The following is a 22,110-nucleotide window of genomic DNA, read 5'->3' as shown; positions in this document are numbered from 1 at the left end:
AAACGCCCCGCCATAAGCTACGACGCAGAGGCGGGGCGTTTGACTTCCGGCTTTCGATCGGAAGGTTGCGGGGCGTGGCCCTATAGGGGGAGGAGATCACGCGCCCCGCAGGGGGTAAGCTCAGAAGAAACCGAGCTTATTCGGGTTGTAGGAGACGAGCATGTTTTTCGTCTGCTGGTAGTGATCGAGCATCATTTTGTGGGTCTCGCGCCCGATGCCGGACTGTTTGTAGCCACCGAAGGCCGCATGGGCCGGGTAGGCGTGATAGTTGTTGACCCAAACGCGGCCCGCTTCGATGTTGCGGCCAAAGCGGTAGGCGCGGGTCCCGTCACGGGTCCAGACACCGGCACCGAGGCCATACATCGTGTCGTTGGCGATATGGAGCGCTTCTTCTTCGTCTTTGAAGGTCGTCACGGAGACAACCGGGCCAAAGATTTCTTCCTGGAAGACGCGCATCTTGTTGTGGCCTTTCAGGATCGTCGGCTGGATGTAATAACCACCCGCCAGATCGCCGTTGAACCGTGCGGCATCGCCACCGACCAGAACTTCGGCACCTTCTTCGCGACCGATGGTCAGATAGGACAGGATTTTCTCCTGCTGCTCGGAACTGGCCTGAGCGCCCACCATGGTGTTGATGTCGCGCGGGTCGCCTTGTTTGATCGCTTTCACACGGGCGATACAGCGCTCAATGAATTCGTCGTAGATGTCTTCCTGAATGAGCGCGCGCGACGGGCAGGTGCAGACCTCGCCCTGGTTGAAGGCAAAGAGCACGAAGCCCTCGACCGCCTTGTCGAGATAGGCGTCATCTTCGGCCATCACGTCGGAGAAGAAGATGTTCGGGGATTTCCCGCCGAGCTCGAGCGTCACCGGGATCAGGTTCTCGGTGGCGTATTGCATGATCATCCGACCGGTCGCGGTGGAGCCGGTGAAGGCGATCTTCGCGATGCGCGGCGAACGTGCCAGCGGCGCACCCACTTCGGCACCATAGCCGTTCACGATGTTCAGAACACCCGGCGGAAGCAGATCGGCGATATGCTCGATCAGAACCATGATCGCAGCCGGGGTCTGTTCCGCCGGTTTCAGCACGATACAGTTGCCCGCAGCCAGAGCCGGCGCCAGTTTCCAGGCAGCCATCAGGATGGAGAAGTTCCACGGAATGATCTGGCCGACAACGCCCAGAGGCTCATGGAAGTGATAGGCCACGGTGTCGTGGTCGATCTCGGACATGGTGCCTTCTTGGCTGCGCAGAACACCGGCGAAGTAACGGAAATGGTCGACCGAAAGCGGAATGTCTGCGGCCATGGTTTCGCGGATCGGCTTGCCGTTGTCCCAGGTCTCGGCGGTCGCGATATGTTCGAGGTGCTCCTCGATGCGGTCGGCGATTTTCAACAGGATGTTGGAGCGCTCACCCGCAGAGGTCTTGCCCCAGGCTTCGCGGGCAGCGTGCGCGGCATCAAGCGCCAGTTCGATATCGGCAGCATCGGAGCGGGCGACTTCACAGACCTTTTCACCGGTGATCGGGGTCGTGTTGTCGAAATATTTGCCGTTCACAGGCGGGGTGAACTTGCCGCCGATGAAGTTGTCATAGCGGGTTTTGAAAGGGGAAGCGTAGTGTGCGCTTGCCTCGGCCTGAACGTTCATTGAGTTCCTCCTCGTTGTTGCATGACGTCCTCCACGTCACGCTATAGGAGGAAATGTGAACGCTCACATAAGGGCGGCGCAATCCCCGGAAACCGACGCCGCAGCGCGGCAATGTCTCACCTCTGAGACAGGTTGAGACAGGTTCCGGTCAGTTTGCACCCGTATCGTTGAGACCGAGCCTATTCATCCGCCGATAGAGCGTTGCACGACCGATCCCAAGCTCGCGCGCCGCCGCAGAGAGATTCCCCCCCGCCCGCGCAATCGCGCGCTTGAGCGCCGCCCGCTCGGCCCGCTCCAGAGCGGAGGCAGAATCGTCGCGGCCGAGAATATCCGAGGCCGGGCGTGGTGCGATCTGGCTTCCGAAGCCCAGCCCATAGGCGCGCCGGGCCGCACGGGTTGCACCGATGATCAGATCGTCCTGATCGACCGCCAAAAGCACGGCGCCTTCCGGGCGCTCCTCGGGCGCCGCGATGATCCGGGCTTTCGGAAAGGCCGCGCGGAAGGCTTCGGTTTCGATCTGCTTCGCGGTCTGCGCCACGACACCTGCGATCAGGCGCGCATAGGCTTCGGTCTGATCGGCACGGCAGGACGATACGTCGAGCGCCGCGATCAATTCGCCATCCGGCCCGAAAATCGGTGCATCCATACAGGACATCACGGTGTTGCGGCTCAGGAAATGTTCGTCGCGATGGATCGTCAGCGCACGCGCCTCGGTGATGCAGGTGCCGATGCCATTGGTGCCCTCGGCCTCCTCCGACCAATCCGCCCCGGTCCAAAGCCCCCAGGCTTTGAAAATATCCGCATCGGCGTCTTTCGAGCGCTGGTCGAGCACAACCCCGTCGCGATCCGTCATCAAAACGGAACAGCCGGTATTGCCGACCATCTGAAACAACTGATCGAGCTTGGGCGCCGCGAGGCCCATAAAGCCTTCGAGCCGGGCGCGGCGTTCGGCAATCTCCGCATCGGAAAACCGCCGCGGCCCCGGATCGCGGCTCGGATCGAGCCCGTGTTTTTGCAAAGACCGCCGCCAACTGGCCGTCAGACGCGTGCCGACAGAGCCCGATTCGACGGTGGAAATGATGTGTTCTGCATGGTTTGTGCGCATCTTGGCCGCCTCCTCCCAAACGCGGCGTCCGACAGGCTTACCATAGGGCAGCCGATTTCGCCAAATCGTGATCCTGCGACTGCATTCTCAGACCGGGAGAGCCGTCGTTTTGAACACGGTACGCATGGCAAAGGAGGATTGCATCGTCTGAACCCCGGGCAGGCGGACAAGCTGACGATGGACCTCGGCGAAATGATCGGTGTCGGCGGCCACCACCTTGAGGATGTAATCCGCCTTGCCCGCCATGAGGTGACATTCGAGCACATCCGGCATGTTGCGCACGGCTTTCTCGAAGGCGGCCAGAATGTCATCTGCCTGACTGGTCAGGGTCACTTCGACAAACACGGTCGCCCGGCGGTCGAGATGACGCGGGTCGAGAAGCGCCACATAATCGCGGATGATCCCTTCGGCCTCCAGCCGCTGCACCCTCCGGTGACAGGCCGAACTCGACACATTGGCCTCCTGTGCCAGATCGGCGTTGGAAATCCGCCCGCGTCGTTGCAGAATTCGCAAAATTCGCCGATCTGTATCATCAAGCTTGATCATTGCGCTTTTTTCTCCTGACCGATGGGGCCTTGAGCGAAACAATCTCCCACGATTATTTTCTCAGGACAAGAGCGTCGGAAAGCGCGATGCGGGCCGTATGATGGATATGTGTCCCCCGCGGTGCAACACACCGCAAAAAGGCCCGCACCTTACGGTTGCGGGCCTTTCCTGTGTCGTATCGCTGATCTTACTTCTTCAGAGAGTCGCGGATTTCGAGCAGTACATCGAGTTCGGAGGGGCCTGCCGGGGCCTCAGGTGCCGCTTCTTCGGCCTTGACCGCCGAGTCCTTCACTTTGTTCACGAATTTCACAAGGAGGAATACCACAGCCGCGATGATCAGGAAGTTGATCACGGCCATGATGAAGGAACCATAGGCAAAGATCGACGCCCCGGCCTCGCGTGCGGCCTCAAGAGAGGTGCCAGACGCAACCTCGCCAGAGATGACGAAATAGCGGTTGGTGAAATCCAGCCCGCCGGTGAAAATGCCGATGATCGGGTTGATCAGATCGTCGACCATGGATTTGACGATGGCGGTAAAGGCCGCGCCAACGATGATCCCGACGGCCATGTCCATGACATTGCCCTTGGCGATAAACGCCTTGAATTCTTTAAGCATTTCAGAGTTCCACTTCTGTCCCACGCAACGCCGCCCCCGTTGGGCGCGGCTCTGCACATTGCATAGCACAATGCCGCACATGCGAAATGGTTTTTTTCCGGGCCGGACATCATAGGTTATAGGGAAATTCAAACGCATGATGGAACACCGATGGCCCTCCTCAATCACCCGATCACCGCCCGCTGGCCCGCCCAACATCCCGAAAAGCTTCAGCTTTATTCCTTTCCGACCCCGAACGGGGTCAAGGTCTCTGCTGCGCTTGAGGAAATGGGCATCGACTATGAGGCACATCTGGTGACGCTCGCCGATGCGGATGTGAAAAGCCCCGAGTTTCTGGCGCTCAACCCGAACAACAAGATCCCGGCGATCATCGACCCGAACGGGCCGGGCGGAGAACAGATCGCACTGTTTGAGAGCGGCGCGATCCTGATCTATCTCGCCGAGAAGACCGGAAAATTCCTCTCGACAGACCCGAAAACACGGTATGAGACGATCCAGTGGCTGATGTTCCAGATGGGTGGCGTCGGGCCGATGTTCGGACAGCTTGGCTTTTTCTACAAATTCGCAGGTGCCGCGATGGAAGATCCGACCGCGCGCGACCGGTATATCAACGAAAGCAAACGCCTCCTGAACGTGCTGGAACAGCGCCTCGAGGGCCGCGACTGGATCATGGACGACTATTCCATCGCCGATATGGCCATCGCGCCATGGCTCAATTCCCTTGAGTTCTATGGGGCCAAAGAAGTGCTGGGCTATCACGATCTGAAAAACGTCCCGGCCTATTTCGAGCGCTTCTATGCCCGCCCCGCGGTGGATCGCGCGAAAAACATCCCCGCGCGCCCGGCGTAAGGCGATAGACCCTTCCCCGGACAAAAGTTAGGGTGTGCGCAGAGTTACGACGCGAGTGCACACCCCATGACCCATCTATCCCCTGACGGCACGACCGGCGCACTGGCCGAAGATTTGGCTGATCCCCGGACCACGCGACTGTTTTTCCTGATCCTCACGCTCTATTTCGTGGCGCAGATCGCCCTGCGGCTGATCCTCGGCGGCGCACTGGAGACGGATGAGGCGGAAATGCTGTTGATGACGCCCGGGCTGCGCTGGGGCTATGGGCCGCAATTGCCGCTGTACAACTGGTTACAGACCGGGTTGTTCGCGGTCTTTGGCGAGACGCTTTTCGCGCTTTCCCTGCTCAAGAATCTGCTGCTCTGGGCCACCTATGCGCTGCTCTTTGTCGGCTTGCGCGCCTTTGTGCCTGCCCGCATCGCAGCCCTGAGCACGCTGTCGCTGTTCCTTATTCCCGACATCGCTTGGGAAGCGGAGCGCGCGACGACACATTCCAACATGCTTTTGGCCACAATCTCGGCGACCATCGCCGGGTTCCTCTGGTCGCTCCGCACAGGACAATGGCGGCACTGGGCGTTGTTCGGGCTGGCCATGGGGCTCGGCGGCATTGCGAAATACAATTTCTGGGCCATTCCTGCGGGACTTGTGCTTGCGGCATTGACCATCCCCGAGGCCCGGCAGCGCCTGCTGTCCCTGCGCGCGCTCATTGCCCCGGTGATCGCGGTCGCCATCGTGGCCGGACCCTATCTCTGGATGCACGCCAACCCTGATCTGGCTCTGTCCTCGGTCGGCAAGATGGAGCTTTCCGAAGAAGCCGCTCGGCTCATTCCTGAAGGGTTATCGCTCTATCTTCAGGGCCTCGTGGTGCTTCTGATCCTGCCCACGCTCGTTGCGGCGGTGTTGTGGGTCCTGTCGCGTCGCCAGACCGCCGAGACCTCCGTACATTGGTCCGTATCCCTGTTCCAGAGAACCGGCATGGTTCTTGCCCTCGCCGGGCTGATCCTCGTCTGGATCGCGGATGTCGGTCATATCACCCCGCGCTGGCTCCTGCCCATCGTTCTTCCGCTGGTGATTGCGCTGTACCTGCGCCTTTCGGCGCGCCTCTCCCGCGCGGCAACCCTTGGTTATCTCGGCACCCTCGCGCTTCTGGCCGTTCTGGTCTTTGCCGGGTTGTCTCTCGATCGCTACAAGGACGGCGCCCGGCGCGATCTCGATTTCATGCCTCTCGTTCAGATGATTGAGGACATGAACCTGCCGGAGGACACGCTGATCGTCGCGGACTTCTATGTCGGCGGCAATCTGGCCCGCATCCACCCGGATTGGCGCATTCTCTCCGATCTACCGGCAGGAGCACGCATGGAACAGGCCACTCAACTCCTGCTTCTGAGCCGCAACATGCGAGCAGAGCAAGGCCTGTCGCAGCTTGCCGCACGGGTCGGTTGGCCCTATGCGACCGAGGCGGACTATGGCGCAGAACAGCAGATCGCGCTGCCGTTCCACCATGGTGAAAAAACGCTGCCGCTCCGCCTGCTCCACGGCACGGCACGATAAGGAAAACCAATGCAGACATCCGAAGACACCAAACTGTCGAAGATCTCTTTTCTTCTGCTGTTCGGCTATTTCACCGTGCAAACCGTGCTGCGTACTGTGTTGGGCGGCACGTTCGAATTCGACGAGGCGGAGATGTTCGTGCTCGCGCAGGACTATCGCCTCGGCTACGGGCCGCAGACCCCGCTTTACAATTGGCTTCAGGCGCTCACCTTCGACCTTTTCGGCACCACCACATTCGCCATCGCCCTGCCCAAGAATATCCTGCTGTTCCTGACCTATGCGCTGAGCTTCGACGGGTTTCGCCGCCTTCTGCCGGTACGTATCGCCATCGCAGTGACGCTGGCGCTTTTGCTTTTGCCCAACGTCTCCTGGGAGGGTCAGCGCGCGGGTTCGCACAGCATCGCCATGCTGGCGCTCATTGGCGCGACGCTGAATGTCATGGCCCGACGTATTGCCGCAGCAAAAAACGGCGACCATCGCCTGTCCCATGCGCTCCTCCTGGGCGTGGCCCTCGGGCTTGGCGGGATCACAAAATACAATTTCTGGCTGTTCCCGCTGCCCCTTTTGCTTACTGCGGGTTGGTTTCCCGAAATCCGTCAGGCGCTGTGGCGTCGCGATCTCTGGCTCACGCTGCTCGTCGCTGTCGCGCTTCTGGCCCTGCCGATGGGATGGGCCATGACCCATCTCGGCATGACCACGGCCGCCAGTGATACGCTCTATCATCCGCCCACCTTCGAGGGGCTGCCTGCACCGCTTCTTGGGCTCACGACCATGCTCGCGGAGACGCTGGCCGGGCTCGCCCTCCTGCTGCTCACGCTTGTCGCTCTGCGCCTGCCTTATGGCCGCCGCCTCCTCGCACTCGGTCGGCCGCCGACCCTGTCGCACTGGATGCTCGCTTCCGGTGCTTTGGGGCTTGTCGTCATTGCCCTTCCCGTCGTCGGCTTCGGCGTCACAGATGTGCAGGCCCGCTGGCTCATCCCTCTGCTGATCCCTCTGGCATTCGGGCTCATGCTCTGGGTCGCGCCGACACTCACGCCCCGCCTGCTGCGCAATTTCTTCCGCTTTTGCGCCCTGCTCGTATTCTTGATCATCATCGCCATCGCAGACACCCGACTGCGCGGTGCGGGCAGCGACTCGCTTGACATTGAGAGCCTCGCCGAAGCCATCGAGCAGGACCTGCCCGAAGGGGCCACGCCGCCCGCCGTCGTCAGTTTCAACTTCTACTATCCGGGCAATCTCAAATATCTGCGCCCGTCCTGGGCCGCCCTGCCCTCGCATCCCGGCGGCACGATCCCAGACGATCTTGAGCGGATCGTCGTCATCGGCATCACCGATCCGGACAGGATCATGGCCAAGCTTACAACCCACGGATTGATCCCAGCCGTGTCAGAGCCCGGCCCTCTGAGCGTCGCCACGCTCCCCTATCGCTTCGAAGACGTGAAAACCCGCGACGTGCCCTATGTGATCATCCCGTTGCAAAATGACCAATAAAAAACGGCGCCAAATCGGCGCCGTTTCTCAATTTGACATAGCATTTGAGCTTAGCCGCGAAGCGTTGCGCCCGTGGCTTTTTCGACCTTGGCGATGATCTTTTGCGACAGCTCCTCAAGGTCCTTCTCTTTCAACGTGCCCTCGACCGGCTGAATGCGCACGGTGATCGCGAGCGACTTCTTGCCCTCGCCGAGGCTACCACCGATGAACTCGTCAAAGACGCGCACATCTTCGATCAGCGCCTTGTCGGCCCCACCCGCGGCATTCACCACATCGAGCGACCGCACGTCCTTGTCGACGACAAAGGCAAAGTCGCGCTCGACGGCTTGCAGATCGTTGGTGAAGAACGCAGCACGGGCGATCTTGGCCCCTTTCGGCATCGGCGCCTCTTCGAGGTAAACGGTAAAGGCCACGGCGGTGCCCTTCACGCCAAGCGCTTTCAAAACCTTCGGGTGCAACTCACCGAACTCGGCCAGAACCTTTCTCGGCCCAAGACAGATTTTGCCCGAACGACCCGGATGGAACCACGGCGAGGTATCGCGCAGGATTTGCGCTTTGGCAGGCGCACCGATGGCGGCCAAAACGACCTCCGCATCGGCTTTCGCGTCATAAAGATCGTAGCTGCGGCGTTCGCCATGCACGTCTTTCGGCCCCGTCGCACCGACCCGCAGACCGGAGATTTGCGCACGCTGCTCGCCCGGTTCACCGCCGAAGAACGCCGGCCCGCATTCGAACAGGTTCAGGTCCGCAAAACCGCGCGCCTGATTGCGCGTGGCCGCGGCCAAAAGGCCGGGCAAAAGGTCCGGGCGCATGTGGCTCATCTCGGAGCTGATCGGGTTTTCCAGACGCACCGCGTCCGAACCCCCGCCGAACAGCTCCGCCGATTTCTGGTCGATAAAGCTGTAGGTCACGCATTCATTGAACCCAAGCCCCGCCGCCTGATGGCGCGCAGCACTTTCGCGCACCTGCATCGGCGTCAGGATTTGTTTCGCCACACCCGTCGGGCGTTTCATCGGCTTCGGTTCGAGATGGGTCAGGCTTTCCACACGGGCGACCTCTTCGACAAGATCGGCCTCGCCCAAAACGTCGGGACGCCAGCTCGGCACGCTCGCCATCTCGCCATCCATCACGAAGCCCAAGGACTCGAGAATGGCCACCTGACGTTCCGCCGGGATGTCCATGCCGACAAGGCTCTGCACCCGGTCGGTGTCGAGGTGATAGGCGCGGGACACGTCCGGCACCTCGCCTGCGATCACAACCTCAGAGGCCTCGCCACCACACAGTTCAAGGATCATCGCCGTCGCATCGTCCAGCGCCTGCATGTTGTAGGCCGGGTCGATGCCGCGTTCGTTGCGATAGCGCGCGTCCGAGTTGATCTTAAGCGCACGACCACCTTTGGCGATGTCGAGATTGTTCCAGAACGCCGCTTCGACAAACACATCCGTGGTCTCATCGGAACAGCCGGTCTCTTCGCCGCCCATGATGCCGCCGATGGACTCCACTTTGCCGCCAGAGAAGATGCACATCGCGCCTTCGGGCATTTTGTAGGTCTTCTCATCAAGCGCCAAAAGCTCCTCGCCGCCTTTCGCGCGGTCGATCACCAGACCGTCTTTCACCGTCGCCGCGTCAAAGACGTGCAGCGGGCGGTTGCGGTCGTAGGTGAAGAAGTTGGTGACATCGACCAAAATGGAAATCGGGCGCAGGCCGATGGCGGTCAGGCGATCCTGCAACCATTTCGGCGAGGGGCCGTTTTTCACGCCCTTGATCAGACGCCCGGCAAAGACATGACAGCCGTCTTTCGCGGCCTCGGTGATCTCCACCGAGATCGGGTTCGGGAATTTGCCCTCGACCGTTTCCGCCTTGAGCGGTTTCAACGTGCCGAGACCCCGCGCCGCGAGATCGCGGGCGATGCCGTGCACACCCAAGGCATCGGGGCGGTTCGGCGTAATCGCGATTTCGATCACCGGATCGACCTTGGCGGGCTGATGTTTCGCCAGCCAGTCGGCGAACTCCATGCCGATCTCGCCGTCTTCCAGCTCGATGATGCCGTTGTGCTCGTCCGACAGCTCCAACTCGCGCTCGGAGGCCATCATGCCATGGCTCTCGACGCCGCGGATTTTGCCGACGGAAATCGTAATGTCGAGGCCGGGGATATACATGCCGGGTTTCGCCAGAACGGCGGTGATCCCCGCACGGGCATTGGGCGCGCCACAGACGATCTGGGTCATGCCCTCGTCCGTCTCGACCTGACAGACCCGCAACTTGTCGGCGTCAGGGTGCTGCACGGCCTCTTTGACCTTGACGAGTTTGAACCCCTTAAGCTTATCGCGCGGGTTCTCGACGCCTTCGACCTCGAGCCCGAGATCGGTCAGCGCGTAAAGGATGTCATCGAGGGAGGCCTCGGTTTCCAGATGCTCTTTGAGCCAGGAGAGTGTGAATTTCATAGGGTGATCCCCAGTTTTTCGGCAGCTTCTTGCTTGATATATGCAACTGCCATGTCTTTTGCGATTTCAAGGGTTCCACCACCAACTGCGGCAAGCCCTTTCTTTGTCTTTATCCAGACGCCCTCGTCTCGGATCGCATCGAGGTAATCATGCCCCAAAAAAGATATTCGAATGAGACCAGGCAATTGCGAATTCATAGTTTTCGCACTTAATTCGCAAAATCCGGCCTGCTCCATCAAAATCAATTGGTATGCGTCATTCTCGATCAGGAAATCTGTTTCGCGCAACCAAACCCAGCCATCGGGAGCGTCAATTGCTTCGAGATGGATTAGCAATTCGCGTATGCGATTTAAGTCACGCGCTGCCATTACCCGTGAATCCCCCCCGCCAGCGTCGGCGTGCCAAGCGCGCTAAACCCATAGTGCCGCAGCCAGCGCAGGTCAGAGTCAAAGAACGCCCGCAAATCCGGGATGCCGTATTTCAGCATCGCCAGACGGTCGATCCCCATGCCGAAGGCAAAGCCTTGCCACTCTTTCGGGTCGATGCCGCCTGCGGTCAGGACTTTGGGGTGCATCATGCCGGAGCCCAAGACTTCGAGCCAGTCGTCGCCCTCGCCCACGGTCACGGTGCCGTTTTCCCATTTGCACTGCACGTCCACCTCGGCGGAGGGTTCCGTGAAGGGGAAGTGCGAGGCGCGGAAGCGGGTTTTGACCTTGGTGCCGAAAAACGCGGTGTAGAACTCTTCGAGCACCCATTTCAGGTTCGCCATGGAGATGTCCTTGTCGATGGCCATGCCTTCGACCTGGTGGAACATCGGCGTGTGGGTCTGGTCGTAGTCGGAACGGTACACACGGCCCGGCGCGATGATGCGGATCGGCGCGCCTTGGGCGATCATCGAGCGGATTTGCACCGGCGAGGTGTGGGTCCGCAGCACGTTCGGCGCACGCTCGTCGCCCTCGGCGCGGTGCATGTAGAAGGTGTCATGCTCTTGGCGTGCCGGGTGGTTCGGCGCGATGTTGAGCGCATCGAAGTTGTGGAAATCGTCTTCGATCTGCGGGCCTTCGGCCACGGCAAAGCCGAGATCGGCGAAGATCGCGTAAATCTCTTCGGAGACGCGGGAGATCGGGTGAATGGTGCCTTGCGGACGCTGACGGCCCGGAAGCGTCACATCCAGCCATTCTTCGGCCAAACGCGCATCCAAAGCGGCGTCTTCCAGCGCGACCTTTTTGGCGGCCAGAGCGGAGTTGATCTCGTCCTTCAAAGCGTTGAGCTGCGGCCCCATGACCTGACGCTCTTCCGGGCTCATCTTGCCCAGCTCGCGCATGGCAAGCGCCACTTCGCCCTTTTTGCCGACCGCTTGCAGACGGATGTCTTCCAGCGTCGCCTCGTCACCGGCCTGCAAGATCGCGGTGAGGTATTTGTTCTTCAGATCGTCCATCCCGAACCCTCTGTTTTGCGTCCCCGCCTCGATACCACGGGAGACCTAAAAGACAAGAAGCCGCGAGACCCCATGAGGTCCGCGGCTTCTAAAACTGTAATTCCCTATCAGGGGAGCTTACGCGAGCGCGGCCTTCGCCTTTTCGACGATGGCACCAAATGCTTCCGGCTCGTTGATGGCGAGATCGGAGAGAACCTTACGGTCCACTTCGATGCCAGCCAGCGACAGGCCGTTGATGAATTTGGAGTAGGTCAGCGCTTCGTCATGCGAACGCACGGCGGCGTTGATGCGCTGGATCCACAGAGCGCGGAAGTTGCGCTTGCGGGCTTTACGGTCGCGGGTCGCGTACTGGTTCGCCTTGTCGACGGCCTGGGTCGCGGTGCGGAAGTTCCGGGAACGGGCGCCGTAGTAACCTTTGGCGGCCTTCAGAACTTTCTTGTGACGGGCGTGGGTAACGGTACCACCTTTGGTGCGGGACATGTGTCTCTACTCCTGATTAGCGGTTGTACGGCATGTAGCCTTTGACGATCTTCGCGTCGGGCGCGGAGAGCGTCGTGGTGCCACGAGCGTCACGGATGAATTTGGTGGTGCGTTTGATCATGCCGTGGCGTTTGCCGGCCTGACCCGCTTTGACCTTGCCAGTGGCGGTCATTTTGAAGCGCTTTTTCGCGCTCGACTTCGTCTTCATCTTAGGCATTTCCATCTCCTTTATGGGGTGGTTTTCAACACGACTCGGCATGCCATACCGCCGGACGCGTCCCATGAGCGGCTGCCATTACAGCCGATCCCTTATGTTTGCAAGCCTTGCGCGTGCGGATTCTCAGAAAATTCGCCCGAGAACCCGGAAAAACGCCTTGGGCACATCCGCAAACGCATATCCTCCCGGATGCAGGATCATGGCCGGAAGGACCATGACCCCGCCCAGAAGGACAAATGCGATTGCGAGACGGGGGCGACGGCCCTCGGAATAGGCGCTGGCTGCCGACGGCACAGCCAGACACCAGAGGAGCGATCCCAACACGAGGAAAAGATCGGTATCCATCGCGGCCCCGTGACCCGGTTATTCCGGGTCGGTGTTGAAGATCAGCCGCTCTTCACAGGGCGCGACCCGCAGAATGTTGGTCGAACCGGCATGGTTGAACGGAATGCCCGCAACCACGACGATCTTATCGGCTTCGGTCGCAAAGCCCGACGTCCGCGCAGCCCGTGCCGCATTGACCACGGCCATCTTGAAGCGCTCGACCTCACCGGTCATCACGCAATGCATGCCCCAGTAGAGACAGAGCTTGCGCGCGGTGTTGCGCCGGGACGTCATGGCGATGATCGGCACATGCGGACGTTCGCGGGCCGTGAGCGCCGCGGTCGTGCCGCTCTCAGAGTAACACACGATGGCTTTCACATCGGTGGTCTCGGCGATCTCGCGCGCCGCCGACACAATGGCGTCCGCAACCGTCTGTTTCTTGATCCCGGCCCGCGAGGCGTCGAGCACATCGCGGTAGACCGGATCGTTTTCCACCGACATGGCGACGTTGTTCATCGTCGTGACCGCCTCAACCGGGTAATTGCCCGCCGCGGATTCGGCCGACAACATGATCGCATCGGCGCCCTCGTAGATCGCGGTCGCCACGTCGGACACTTCGGCGCGGGTCGGCATCGGGCTTTCGATCATGCTTTCGAGCATCTGCGTCGCCACAATCACCGGTTTGGCCGCCGCACGACAGCGCCGCGTCAGGCGTTTCTGGATCGGCGGCACGGCCTGCACCGGAAGCTCGACGCCCAAATCGCCGCGCGCCACCATGATGCCGTCGGACACGGCGAGAATGCTTTCGAACGCTTCAACTGCGGAAGGTTTCTCGATCTTGGCCAAAACCGACGCGCGGCCTTTGACCAATTCCTTGGCTTCCAGCATGTCTTCAGGGCGCTGCACGAAAGACAGCGCGACCCAGTCGACGCCAAGCTCGCAAACGAATTCGAGATCCTTGCGGTCCTTGGGCGACAGCGCGGCGAGCGGCAGCACCACGTCGGGCACGTTCACACCCTTGCGGTTGGAAATCGTACCGCCCACGGTCACGACACAATCGGCATAATCGGGGCCGCACTCTTCGACCTTGAGACGGATTTTACCGTCATTGACCAAAAGCGACGCGCCCGGTTTCAGCGCAGCGAAAATCTCCGGATGCGGCAGTTGCACCCGGTCGCCATTGCCCGGCGCATCGTCGAGATCGAGGCGGAACTTGTCCCCTTCCTCAAGATCGTGCGCGCCATGGGCAAATTTCCCCACCCGCAGCTTCGGCCCCTGCAAATCGGCGAGAATTGCGATGGGGCGGCCAAGATCGGTTTCGATCTTGCGGATGATGGCGTGGCGGGCACGGATTTCCTCGTGATCGCCATGGCTCATGTTCAGTCGAAACACATCGGCGCCCGCTTCGGAAAGCGCGCGGATGGTGTCGTAATCATTGGAGGATGGGCCCAAAGTGGCCACGATTTTCACATTCCGAAGGCGTCTCATAACGGCCTGAAGTCCTTTCGGTCTTTTAAAGTTTCGCGGTGGGCCACCCTCTCTATGACGCAAAGAAGGCGACGGCACAACTGGCCCTGCCCGAACAAAGCGCGTATTGCGGTTCTGACAGGCAAAGGTGACGCGAAAATGACCGATCATCCCCCTTTTTATATCGACGGCCCCGACAGACCGGGCCGCTGGCTTATCACCTGCGATCACGCGACGAACCGTGTGCCGCCGGAAATCGGACCCGATCTTGGCATCAGCCCGGACGATATGGCCCGCCACATCGCCTATGATGTCGGCGCGCTTGGCGTCAGCCGCGAACTCGGGCGCCTGTTGGACAGCCCGATGATTCACACCGATTTTTCCCGCCTCGTGATCGACCCGAACCGGGGCGAAGACGATCCGACCTTGGTGATGAAGCTCTATGACGGCACGCTCATTCCCCGCAACCGGCACGCCGATGATGCGGAAGTCGAGCGGCGGCTGGCGCTGTTTCACCGGCCTTATCATACGGCCTATGAGGCGCTCTGCCAAAAACGGGACGATGTTGTGATCTGCGCCATACACAGCTTTACCCCCCAGCTGAAAGGCCGCCCCCGCCGTCCGTGGCAGATCGGCATTCTCGCGGCCTATGACACACGCCTCACCGCCCCGTTGATCAAGGCGCTCGAAGCCTCTCCTGCGCTTCACGCCGAGGCGGAAAAGATCGGCGAGCGGCTGATGATCGGCGACAACGAACCCTATGACGGTCACCTGCCCGGTGACGCCATCGATCGACATGCGCTGCATCATGGGCGGCTCAATCTTTTGATCGAAATCCGCTCCGATCTGATCGAAACTGCGGCGCAACAAGCCCATTGGGCGGCGCTCCTCGCTCCGCTTCTTCAAGACACTCTGACAGAGACAGGATTGTAACATGCCCCATGTCGTCATCGATTTCGCCGAAGGTTTAGAGCAGAGCCACAACATATCGCAACTTTGCGAAACCGTATTTGAAACTCTGATTTTAGACGTCGAAATCAACGCTCCGGCTTTGAAAGTTCGCGCTCGCCCGCAGCCGTTTTTCAAGATCGGCACGGAGCCCGCAACCTTTGCCCACGCGACGCTTTACCTGCTCGAAGGTCGCGACGACGAGACAAAAGCACGTCTGTCCGATATCGTGTTGAAAGCGATGGATCAGATCCTGCCAACGGTCGGCAGCCTGTCGGTCGATGTGCGGGATATGAATAAAGTGGCTTATGCCAAACGCGTGAGAGGGTAACAGATGCAAGAGATTGACGACAAAACCATGATTGAGATCGAAGCCGCCGCGTTTCGCACGCTGCGCGATCATCTCATGACCAAACGTCCCGATGTGCAGAACATCGACATGATGAATCTCGCAGGTTTTTGTCGCAATTGCCTGTCGCGCTGGGTCCAGGAAGCCGCCGCCGAGCGCGGAATCGAGATGACCAAGGACGAGGCGCGGGAGCTCTATTACGGCATGCCCTATGAGGACTGGAAAACCCAGAACCAGACGGAGACGGATGCCGCCAAACAGGCGGCGTTCACCAAGGCCTTTGCCGAGAATGTCGGGCCGGAGGAGCAAAAATGAAGCCCGCCGATCAGCTCGCACAATTCGTCCGCGAAGCCCTGACCGCAGGCCGCAGCCGCGACGACATCGCGGGCGCGCTCTCGGAGGCGGGCTGGGCCAGGACAGAGGTAGACGACGCGCTTGCGACATGGGCCGACAGCCCGTTTTCCCCACCGATCCCCCGCCCGCGCCCCTATGTGTCCGCGAAAGAGGCGTTTTTCTACGCGCTGATGTTCGTCGCACTTGGCATGACCGCATGGCACATCGTCGATCTCGGGTTTGATCTCATCGAACGCTGGTTCTCGGATGCAGAGCGCGCCTATTGGGGAAACCGCTCGATCCGCTGGTCGATCTCTGCGCTTATCGTCTTCTTCCCGCTGTTCATGATCATGCAACGTGTGGAGGCCCGCGGCCTTGCGCGCGATCCAAGCCGCAAACGCTCCGCCGTGCGCAAATGGTTCGGCTATATCGCCTTGTTCTTCTCTTCGATCACGCTTTTGGGCGATCTTCTTGGCGCGATTTATGCGCTGTTGAACGGCGATCTGACCGCGCAATTCATCGCGGAACTGGCCCTGGTCGCGGCTGTCGCTGGCACGGTGTTTGGCTATTTCCAAGGCGCCATGAAGGACGCTGAAGATGGAAACTAAGCTCTGGCCACAGCTCGCGCTCACCGCCCTTGTGGCGGTCGTCCTCATCGCGGGTTTCCTGACCGTCGGCGGTCCGGAAAGCGGGCGGGTCGAGCAACGCGACGATCAGCGCTATCGCGACCTGATCGCGTATCAGAGCCAGCTCATCTGCCTCGCCCGCGCCGACGGCAACACGGCCCTGCCCACCGAGATCGCGGATACGGTGACCTGTTCGATCCACCTGAGCGACGACGCTCTCTTGCCCAGCGAGGGCTATCGCTACCTGCCGCAGGACGACGGCACCTACCAGATTTGCGCCAGTTTCGAAAACGTCGACGCGCTGCGCAAACGGCAACGTCGGACGGACATCAGCGATGAGGGCTGTCTGAGCGGCAAGATCGACTAACGAAAAAAGGCCCGCTGAGCGGGCCTTTTCATTCCAAATGGAACCCCGGTTTACACCGCGAGTTTCATCGCCTCTTCGAGGTAAATCTCGCGCAGGCGTTTGGCCACCGGACCCGGTTTGCCATCGCCCAGCGTCGCCCCGTCGATTTCGACGATCGGCTGAACGAAAGCGGTGGCGGAGGTGGAGAAGGCCTCGTCGGCGGCTTGTGCTTCTTCGATAGTGAAGAGGCGCTCTTCGATCTGCATCTGGGCCTCGGCGGCAAAGCGCAGCACGGCGGCGCGGGTGATCCCGGCCAGAAGCTTGTTCGACAGCTGACGGGTGATGATCTTGCCGTCCTTGACGATATAGGCGTTGTTCGAGCTGCCCTCGGTCACATAGCCGTCCTCGACGAACCACGCGTCATCGCAGCCGACCTTGTGCGCCGCCATTTTCGCCATGGATGCGCCCAGGAGTTGCACGGTCTTGATGTCGCGGCGGGCCCAGCGCATTTCCTCGATGGAAATCACCTTATAGCCCTTGTCGGCGGAGGCGGAGTTGCGCAGGTTCTTCTTCTGGGTGAAGAGCACCAGCGTCGGTTTGACTTTCGCCGGATCGGGGTATTCGAACGCCCGGTCGTCATCGGCACCACGGGAGATTTGCAGGTACACGCCACCCTCGTCGATCTCGTTGAGCTCAACCAGTTTGCGGTGAATTTCCAGAAGCTCGTCCATCGTGACCGGCGCGGTCATGTCCAGCTCTTTCAGCGAACGTTCGAGACGGTTCTTGTGACCTTCAAAGTCGATCAGCTTGCCATCCAGAACCGAGGTCACCTCGTAGACGGCATCGCCCATCAGGAACCCGCGGTCGAAAATCGACACTTTGGCTTCGGTTTCCGGCAGGTACTCGCCGTTCACATAGACGGTGCGGGTCATTTCATTCTCCTTAAATGACATCAGCCCCAGAGGGCGCGCGCCGGCGGGTGTACCCCGTCCGCGTCGTATTTCAAAGGCTCGGCACGGTCTTCCGCCAAAAGCAAAGGCCCGTCAAGGTCCACCACGCGCGCGCCTTGCGCGACGATCACGGCGGGTGCCATCGCCAAAGACGTCCCAACCATGCAGCCGACCATCACACCATAGCCTTCGGCGCGGGCCGCTTTGCGCAGTTCCAAAGCCTCGGTGAGCCCGCCGGTCTTGTCGAGTTTGATGTTGATCACATCGTACTTGCCCTTGAGATCCGGCAGGCTCGCCCGGTCGTGACAGGATTCGTCGGCGCAGACCGGAAGGGGTCTCTCAATCTCCGCCAACATGTCATCCTGCCCGGCAGGCATGGGTTGTTCCACAAGTTTGACGCCAAGCCGCACCAGATGCGGCGCGAGATCGGCATAGACCTCAGCGCTCCAACCCTCGTTGGCATCGACGATGATATCGGATTTCGGCGCCCCGCGACGGACCGCTTCGAGGCGGGCCATGTCATCGGGCGTGCCGAGTTTGATTTTCAACAAAGGCCGGTGCGCATGTTTGGCAGCGGAGGCCTGCATCTCTTCGGGAGACGCAAGCGACAGCGTATAGGCGGTGATCATCGGGATCGGGGCGGGCAGGTCCAGCATGTCCCACACCCGCTTGCCCGCCTGTTTCGCCGCCAGATCCCAAAGCGCACAGTCGACCGCATTGCGCGCAGCACCCGGCTCAAGCGCCTCTTGCAGCGTCGCGCGCGTGATGTTTTCAGGAAGGTCCTCGATCTGCGCCGTCACACTATCAAGACTTTCGCCATAGCGCGCATAGGGCACGCATTCGCCCCAGCCTTCATGCACCCCATCGGTGGCGCGCACCGTGACCACCTTGGCCTCCGTGCGCGATCCGCGGGAAATGGTGAAGACTTCCGCGAGACGAAAGCTCTCTTGCGTGACGGTCAGCTTGGTCATGAGGCCCTCCGAGTCCCGTACGTCTTAGAGCGTTGCGAGCGCGTCGGCCAGACGGTCCGCACCCTGACGGAACGGATCGACGGTCGGCAGGCCCATTTCCTCTTCGACCTTGGCGAGATAGGCCAGCGCCTCTTCCTCGGTGAAGTGTTGCGTGTTGATCGAAATCCCCACGACTTTGCAGTCCGGGTTCGCCACTTTGGCAAGGTTCAGCGCGGTGTCCCGCAGCGCCTCAAGCGACGGCAGCGAGAAGCCCGGCAGGCCGCGCATATGCTCGCGGGTCGGCTCATGGCACAGAACCAGCGCATCCGGCTGACCGCCATGCACCAGCGCCATAGTCACGCCCGAGTAGGAAACGTGGAACAGGCTGCCCTGACCTTCGATCAGGTCCCAGTGATCCGCATCGTTGTCGGGCGTCAGATATTCGATCGAGCCTGCCATGAAATCGGCAATCACAGCATCGAGCGGCACACCGTCGCCGGTGATCAGAATGCCGGTCTGGCCCGTAGCACGGAAAGTGGATTTCATGCCCTTTTCGCGCATGGATTTGTCCATCGCGAGGGCGGTATACATTTTACCCACGGAACAGTCTGTGCCGACCGCAAGGCAACGCTTGCCGGTCCGTTTGATGCCGTTGGCGATGGGGTATTTGACGGAGGGCACGCGGACGTCATGCAGCGTGCGACCGAAGGTTTTCGCAACGGCGGCGAGATCTTCTTCATCGCGCAGCAGGTTGTGCAGGCCGGAGGCAATATCGAAACCCTCTTCGAGCGCGTCGATCAGAACCTTTTTCCAAGCCGGGCTGATGATCCCGCCACGGTTCGCAACACCGATCACCAGCGTTTTCGCACCGGCGGCTTTGGCCGCTTTCAGGTCCATGTCGGGCAGTTTCATATCGGCCTTGCAGCCTTCCATGCGGAACTGGCCGAGGGCAAATTCGGGGCGCCAGTCCTTGATGCCTTGCGCCACTTTCGCAGCCAATTGGTCAGGGGCGTCGCCGAGGAAGAGAAGATACGGGGTTTCGATCATGGTGCAGCACTCCGGTTGCGTTTGTGAAACAGTGCCCGAGATTCGTCGCAAGGTGCTGCGGAATTTGCGTCAGAGGGACTGACGGAATGGGAGAATATCCCGATTTATTTTAAAAAATCGGTGATATTTTCGCATTGATTGCAAATTGAGCAGTTTAAAAACTTTCTTAAGTAAAATTTTCGGGACACTGAGACTGCAACCCAAGTTCTATTATTGATCTGTTCTTGCGATGAGCGATTTTTCCGGCCCCGATTTCGCCAGCGCCGCGGCGCAGAATCCCTCTTGCGACACAGCGCGCAAGATAATAACAACATATCTGAAAAAATCGTAACATCCTTATCAGGAGGAGATTGGATGTCCTTCCGCCTTCAGCCCGCCCCCGCCGAACGCCCGAACCGTTGCCAGCTTTTCGGCCCCGGATCGAACACCAAGCTGTTCCCCAAAATGGCGGCCTCTGAGGCGGATGTCATCAATCTCGATCTCGAAGATTCGGTTGCGCCTTCGGACAAGGACGCGGCGCGCGCCAATATCATTGAGGCGATCAACACGATTGACTGGGGCAAAAAGACCCTCGCCGTGCGGATCAACTCGCTCGACACGCCGTATTGGTATCGCGATGTCGTGGATCTTCTGGAACAGGCGGGGGAGCGCCTCGACCAGATCATGATCCCGAAAGTGGGCTGCGCCGAGGACATCTATGCCGTCGACGCGCTCGTGACCGCGATCGAACGCGCCAAGGGCCGCACGAAGAAAATCGACTTCGAGGTGATCATCGAATCCGCCGCCGGCATCGCTCATGTCGAAGCCATCGCAGCCAGCTCTCCGCGGCTTGTGGCCATGAGCCTTGGGGCGGCGGATTTCGCGGCCTCGATGGGGATGCAAACCACCGGCATCGGCGGCACGCAGGAGAATTATTATATGCTCCATGCCGGCACCCGGCATTATTCCGATCCGTGGCACTGGGCGCAGGCCGCCATCGTCGCCGCCTGTCGCACCCATGGCATTCTGCCGGTCGACGGGCCGTTTGGCGATTTCTCCGATGACGAAGGCTATCGCGCACAGGCGCGACGCTCGGCCACGCTCGGCATGGTCGGCAAATGGGCGATCCATCCGAAACAGATCGCTCTGGCCAATGAGGTGTTCACCCCGTCCGAGGAGGCCGTCGCAGAGGCGCGTGAAATCCTTGCCGCCATGGAAGAGGCCAAAGCCTCCGGCGCGGGTGCGACCGTCTACAAAGGCCGTCTCGTCGACATCGCCTCGATCAAACAAGCGCAGGTCATCGTCGCGCAATCCGAACTGATCGCAAACAGCTAAGACTTCCCTCCGGTCGTTTGGAGGAGGCGACCGTTGAGGAAAGGCGCCCCGGGATTTCGGTTCCGGGGCGCTTTCGTTTCAGAGGATCGGAGGCTTCAGATCGGTGGTCTCAAAGGATCGGCGCACAGATCAGTGTCACCAAATCCTCAGGCGCTGTGTCCATTGGCGTGTTTTCATAGATTTCAAACGGCGGCCCATCGCGCGGCTCCTCGCCACTTTCGGGCAACCATTTGCCGTAGAGATAGTCATAGGCCTGACGCAACCCCGGATAAGCCCCGACATGGCGCAACACGGCATAGCGACCACCGCTCAACGCATAGGCTTCGAGCGGCGGGGCAAGATCGACCTCTGCGGTCAGAATAAATCCGGCCATGCTCTGCATCTCCTCAACCGGCACCTCACCGGGATTAGAAAAATACACCCCCACCATCGACCCAAGCGCCGGCCCCATCCCTCGCGACAGCATCGTTTTCGCGGCCACTTCGAACGCCTGTCCGATCTCCATGTAATCGCCTTTGTGCGCGACTCCTGCGAAAGAGGCTGCCGCGCGGTCTTCGGTCGTGATCTCATACATAACGTAGTCTCCTTTTTCATTAAGCCGCAGAGGCGGCATCTCGACGCCGCGCGCGCGAAAGGCGGTGGGCGTCAGGCCAAAGGCATCTTGAAAGGCGCGGGCGAAACTGCGCGGATTGGGATAGCCGCATATCAGGGCGATCTGTTCGATTTCGTCATCGGTGCGCACCAACAGATGCGAGGCCTTGAACAGCCGCACCCGCCGGATGAACCCCGCCACTGTCTCGCCGGTCATGCCCGAAAACACCCGGTGAAAATGGAAACGCGACAAGGCGGCAACATCCGCAAGCGTATCGAGCGACAAATCGCCATCGAGATGGGCGTAAACGTGATCCAACACCCGCAAGAGACGATCTTCATAAGCGTGCCGCGTCATATAACCCCTTGGTCCTTTCAACATATCCTCGACCAGAGACATATCGTTTCAGCAGATCACAAATCTTGCTGAGTTGCACCCCGTGCGGAAAATAGCCATATACGGGGTCGAAACCGTTCGGAGGTCCGT

Annotated in this window: 24 protein-coding genes; 9 read left to right on the top strand and 15 right to left on the bottom strand. The window is 60.4% G+C overall.

Annotated elements, in window-relative coordinates; genetic code table 11:
• Window positions 1-120: 120 nt before the first annotated feature.
• The 4 genes from adh to mscL all read right to left on the bottom strand — a co-directional run bounded on the left by adh (window position 121) and on the right by mscL (window position 3,908).
• A complete protein-coding gene (gene adh, locus V1471_RS16715) occupies window positions 121-1,641 on the bottom strand; it encodes an aldehyde dehydrogenase (RefSeq protein WP_434290244.1) in 1,521 nt (506 codons plus the stop codon).
• A 148-nt stretch (window positions 1,642-1,789) separates the two neighbouring features.
• Window positions 1,790-2,746 carry a GAF domain-containing protein gene (locus tag V1471_RS16710; RefSeq protein WP_434290242.1) on the bottom strand — a complete coding sequence of 319 codons (957 nt, stop codon included), beginning with the start codon at window positions 2,744-2,746 and terminating at the stop codon, window positions 1,790-1,792.
• Between the two features lie 87 nt (window positions 2,747-2,833).
• Window positions 2,834-3,289, bottom strand: a complete 456-nt coding sequence (locus tag V1471_RS16705; protein ID WP_434290962.1) for an Lrp/AsnC family transcriptional regulator — start codon at window positions 3,287-3,289, stop codon at window positions 2,834-2,836.
• A 190-nt stretch (window positions 3,290-3,479) separates the two neighbouring features.
• Window positions 3,480-3,908, bottom strand: a complete 429-nt coding sequence (mscL, locus tag V1471_RS16700) for a large conductance mechanosensitive channel protein MscL (protein ID WP_434290240.1) — start codon at window positions 3,906-3,908, stop codon at window positions 3,480-3,482.
• A gap of 150 nt (window positions 3,909-4,058) precedes the next feature.
• Between mscL and V1471_RS16695 the strand changes: the two genes are divergently transcribed.
• The 3 genes from V1471_RS16695 to V1471_RS16685 all read left to right on the top strand — a co-directional run bounded on the left by V1471_RS16695 (window position 4,059) and on the right by V1471_RS16685 (window position 7,799).
• Complete coding sequence (locus V1471_RS16695) at window positions 4,059-4,757, top strand: glutathione S-transferase N-terminal domain-containing protein (RefSeq protein WP_434290238.1); 699 nt, start codon at window positions 4,059-4,061, stop codon at window positions 4,755-4,757.
• 66 nt (window positions 4,758-4,823) lie between these two features.
• Window positions 4,824-6,308 (top strand): ArnT family glycosyltransferase, encoded by a 1,485-nt coding sequence (locus V1471_RS16690; RefSeq protein ID WP_434290236.1) that lies wholly within the window; start codon window positions 4,824-4,826, stop codon window positions 6,306-6,308.
• Between the two features lie 9 nt (window positions 6,309-6,317).
• Window positions 6,318-7,799, top strand: coding sequence for a glycosyltransferase family 39 protein (locus V1471_RS16685; protein ID WP_434290234.1), 1,482 nt, complete (start codon window positions 6,318-6,320; stop codon window positions 7,797-7,799).
• A 50-nt stretch (window positions 7,800-7,849) separates the two neighbouring features.
• Here V1471_RS16685 and pheT read toward each other — a convergent pair whose 3' ends face one another.
• The 7 genes from pheT to pyk form a co-directional block, all read right to left on the bottom strand.
• Window positions 7,850-10,243 (bottom strand): phenylalanine--tRNA ligase subunit beta, encoded by a 2,394-nt coding sequence (gene pheT / locus V1471_RS16680; protein ID WP_434290232.1) that lies wholly within the window; start codon window positions 10,241-10,243, stop codon window positions 7,850-7,852.
• Window positions 10,240-10,611, bottom strand: a complete 372-nt coding sequence (locus V1471_RS16675) for a DUF2513 domain-containing protein (protein WP_434290230.1) — start codon at window positions 10,609-10,611, stop codon at window positions 10,240-10,242. The genes pheT and V1471_RS16675 overlap by 4 nt, the downstream gene beginning before the upstream one ends.
• On the bottom strand, window positions 10,611-11,681 hold the full coding sequence (gene pheS, locus V1471_RS16670) for a phenylalanine--tRNA ligase subunit alpha (protein ID WP_434290228.1): 1,071 nt from the start codon (window positions 11,679-11,681) through the stop codon (window positions 10,611-10,613). Before pheS ends, V1471_RS16675 begins: the two co-directional genes overlap by 1 nt.
• A 117-nt stretch (window positions 11,682-11,798) precedes the next feature.
• Window positions 11,799-12,161 (bottom strand): 50S ribosomal protein L20, encoded by a 363-nt coding sequence (gene rplT / locus V1471_RS16665; protein ID WP_066702601.1) that lies wholly within the window; start codon window positions 12,159-12,161, stop codon window positions 11,799-11,801.
• A 16-nt stretch (window positions 12,162-12,177) separates the two neighbouring features.
• Window positions 12,178-12,378 (bottom strand): 50S ribosomal protein L35, encoded by a 201-nt coding sequence (rpmI, locus tag V1471_RS16660; protein ID WP_066702600.1) that lies wholly within the window; start codon window positions 12,376-12,378, stop codon window positions 12,178-12,180.
• Between the two features lie 123 nt (window positions 12,379-12,501).
• Complete coding sequence (locus tag V1471_RS16655) at window positions 12,502-12,723, bottom strand: hypothetical protein (RefSeq protein WP_434290226.1); 222 nt, start codon at window positions 12,721-12,723, stop codon at window positions 12,502-12,504.
• Window positions 12,724-12,741: 18 nt separating this feature from the next.
• Complete coding sequence (gene pyk / locus V1471_RS16650) at window positions 12,742-14,190, bottom strand: pyruvate kinase (RefSeq protein ID WP_434290224.1); 1,449 nt, start codon at window positions 14,188-14,190, stop codon at window positions 12,742-12,744.
• 138 nt (window positions 14,191-14,328) lie between these two features.
• Here pyk and V1471_RS16645 point away from each other — a divergent pair, with 138 nt between their 5' ends.
• The 5 genes from V1471_RS16645 to V1471_RS16625 are packed head-to-tail and all read left to right on the top strand — an operon-like array spanning window position 14,329 to window position 16,792.
• Window positions 14,329-15,102, top strand: coding sequence for an N-formylglutamate amidohydrolase (locus V1471_RS16645; RefSeq protein ID WP_434290222.1), 774 nt, complete (start codon window positions 14,329-14,331; stop codon window positions 15,100-15,102).
• A gap of 1 nt (window position 15,103) precedes the next feature.
• Window positions 15,104-15,448, top strand: coding sequence for a 5-carboxymethyl-2-hydroxymuconate Delta-isomerase (locus V1471_RS16640; RefSeq protein ID WP_434290220.1), 345 nt, complete (start codon window positions 15,104-15,106; stop codon window positions 15,446-15,448).
• A 12-nt stretch (window positions 15,449-15,460) separates the two neighbouring features.
• The gene (locus V1471_RS16635; protein ID WP_434290961.1) at window positions 15,461-15,781 is read left to right on the top strand and encodes a DUF1244 domain-containing protein; all 321 of its coding nucleotides are present in this window, start codon (window positions 15,461-15,463) and stop codon (window positions 15,779-15,781) included.
• Window positions 15,778-16,407 (top strand): DUF5671 domain-containing protein, encoded by a 630-nt coding sequence (locus tag V1471_RS16630; RefSeq protein ID WP_434290218.1) that lies wholly within the window; start codon window positions 15,778-15,780, stop codon window positions 16,405-16,407. Before V1471_RS16635 ends, V1471_RS16630 begins: the two co-directional genes overlap by 4 nt.
• Complete coding sequence (locus V1471_RS16625; RefSeq protein ID WP_434290216.1) at window positions 16,397-16,792, top strand: hypothetical protein; 396 nt, start codon at window positions 16,397-16,399, stop codon at window positions 16,790-16,792. The genes V1471_RS16630 and V1471_RS16625 overlap by 11 nt, the downstream gene beginning before the upstream one ends.
• A 50-nt stretch (window positions 16,793-16,842) precedes the next feature.
• Here the strand turns inward: V1471_RS16625 and V1471_RS16620 are convergent, their stop codons facing one another.
• Genes V1471_RS16620 through dgcN form a run of 3 tightly spaced genes read right to left on the bottom strand, consistent with a single transcriptional unit; the run spans window position 16,843 to window position 19,718 of the window.
• On the bottom strand, window positions 16,843-17,703 hold the full coding sequence (locus tag V1471_RS16620) for a D-amino-acid transaminase (RefSeq protein WP_434290215.1): 861 nt from the start codon (window positions 17,701-17,703) through the stop codon (window positions 16,843-16,845).
• 20 nt (window positions 17,704-17,723) lie between these two features.
• On the bottom strand, window positions 17,724-18,692 hold the full coding sequence (gene dgcA, locus V1471_RS16615) for an N-acetyl-D-Glu racemase DgcA (protein WP_434290214.1): 969 nt from the start codon (window positions 18,690-18,692) through the stop codon (window positions 17,724-17,726).
• 24 nt (window positions 18,693-18,716) lie between these two features.
• On the bottom strand, window positions 18,717-19,718 hold the full coding sequence (dgcN, locus tag V1471_RS16610; protein WP_434290212.1) for an N-acetyltransferase DgcN: 1,002 nt from the start codon (window positions 19,716-19,718) through the stop codon (window positions 18,717-18,719).
• Window positions 19,719-20,072: 354 nt separating this feature from the next.
• Between dgcN and V1471_RS16605 the strand changes: the two genes are divergently transcribed.
• A complete protein-coding gene (locus V1471_RS16605) occupies window positions 20,073-21,032 on the top strand; it encodes an L-malyl-CoA/beta-methylmalyl-CoA lyase (protein ID WP_434290210.1) in 960 nt (319 codons plus the stop codon).
• Window positions 21,033-21,141: 109 nt separating this feature from the next.
• Here V1471_RS16605 and V1471_RS16600 read toward each other — a convergent pair whose 3' ends face one another.
• Complete coding sequence (locus V1471_RS16600) at window positions 21,142-21,981, bottom strand: AraC family transcriptional regulator (protein WP_434290208.1); 840 nt, start codon at window positions 21,979-21,981, stop codon at window positions 21,142-21,144.
• Window positions 21,982-22,110 lie beyond the last annotated feature (129 nt).

This window comes from Celeribacter sp. SCSIO 80788, assembly GCF_051054295.1.
Lineage (GTDB): Bacteria > Pseudomonadota > Alphaproteobacteria > Rhodobacterales > Rhodobacteraceae > Celeribacter.
Note: the sequence above shows the minus strand (reverse complement) of the source record. Positions and strands in the feature narration are given on the sequence as shown.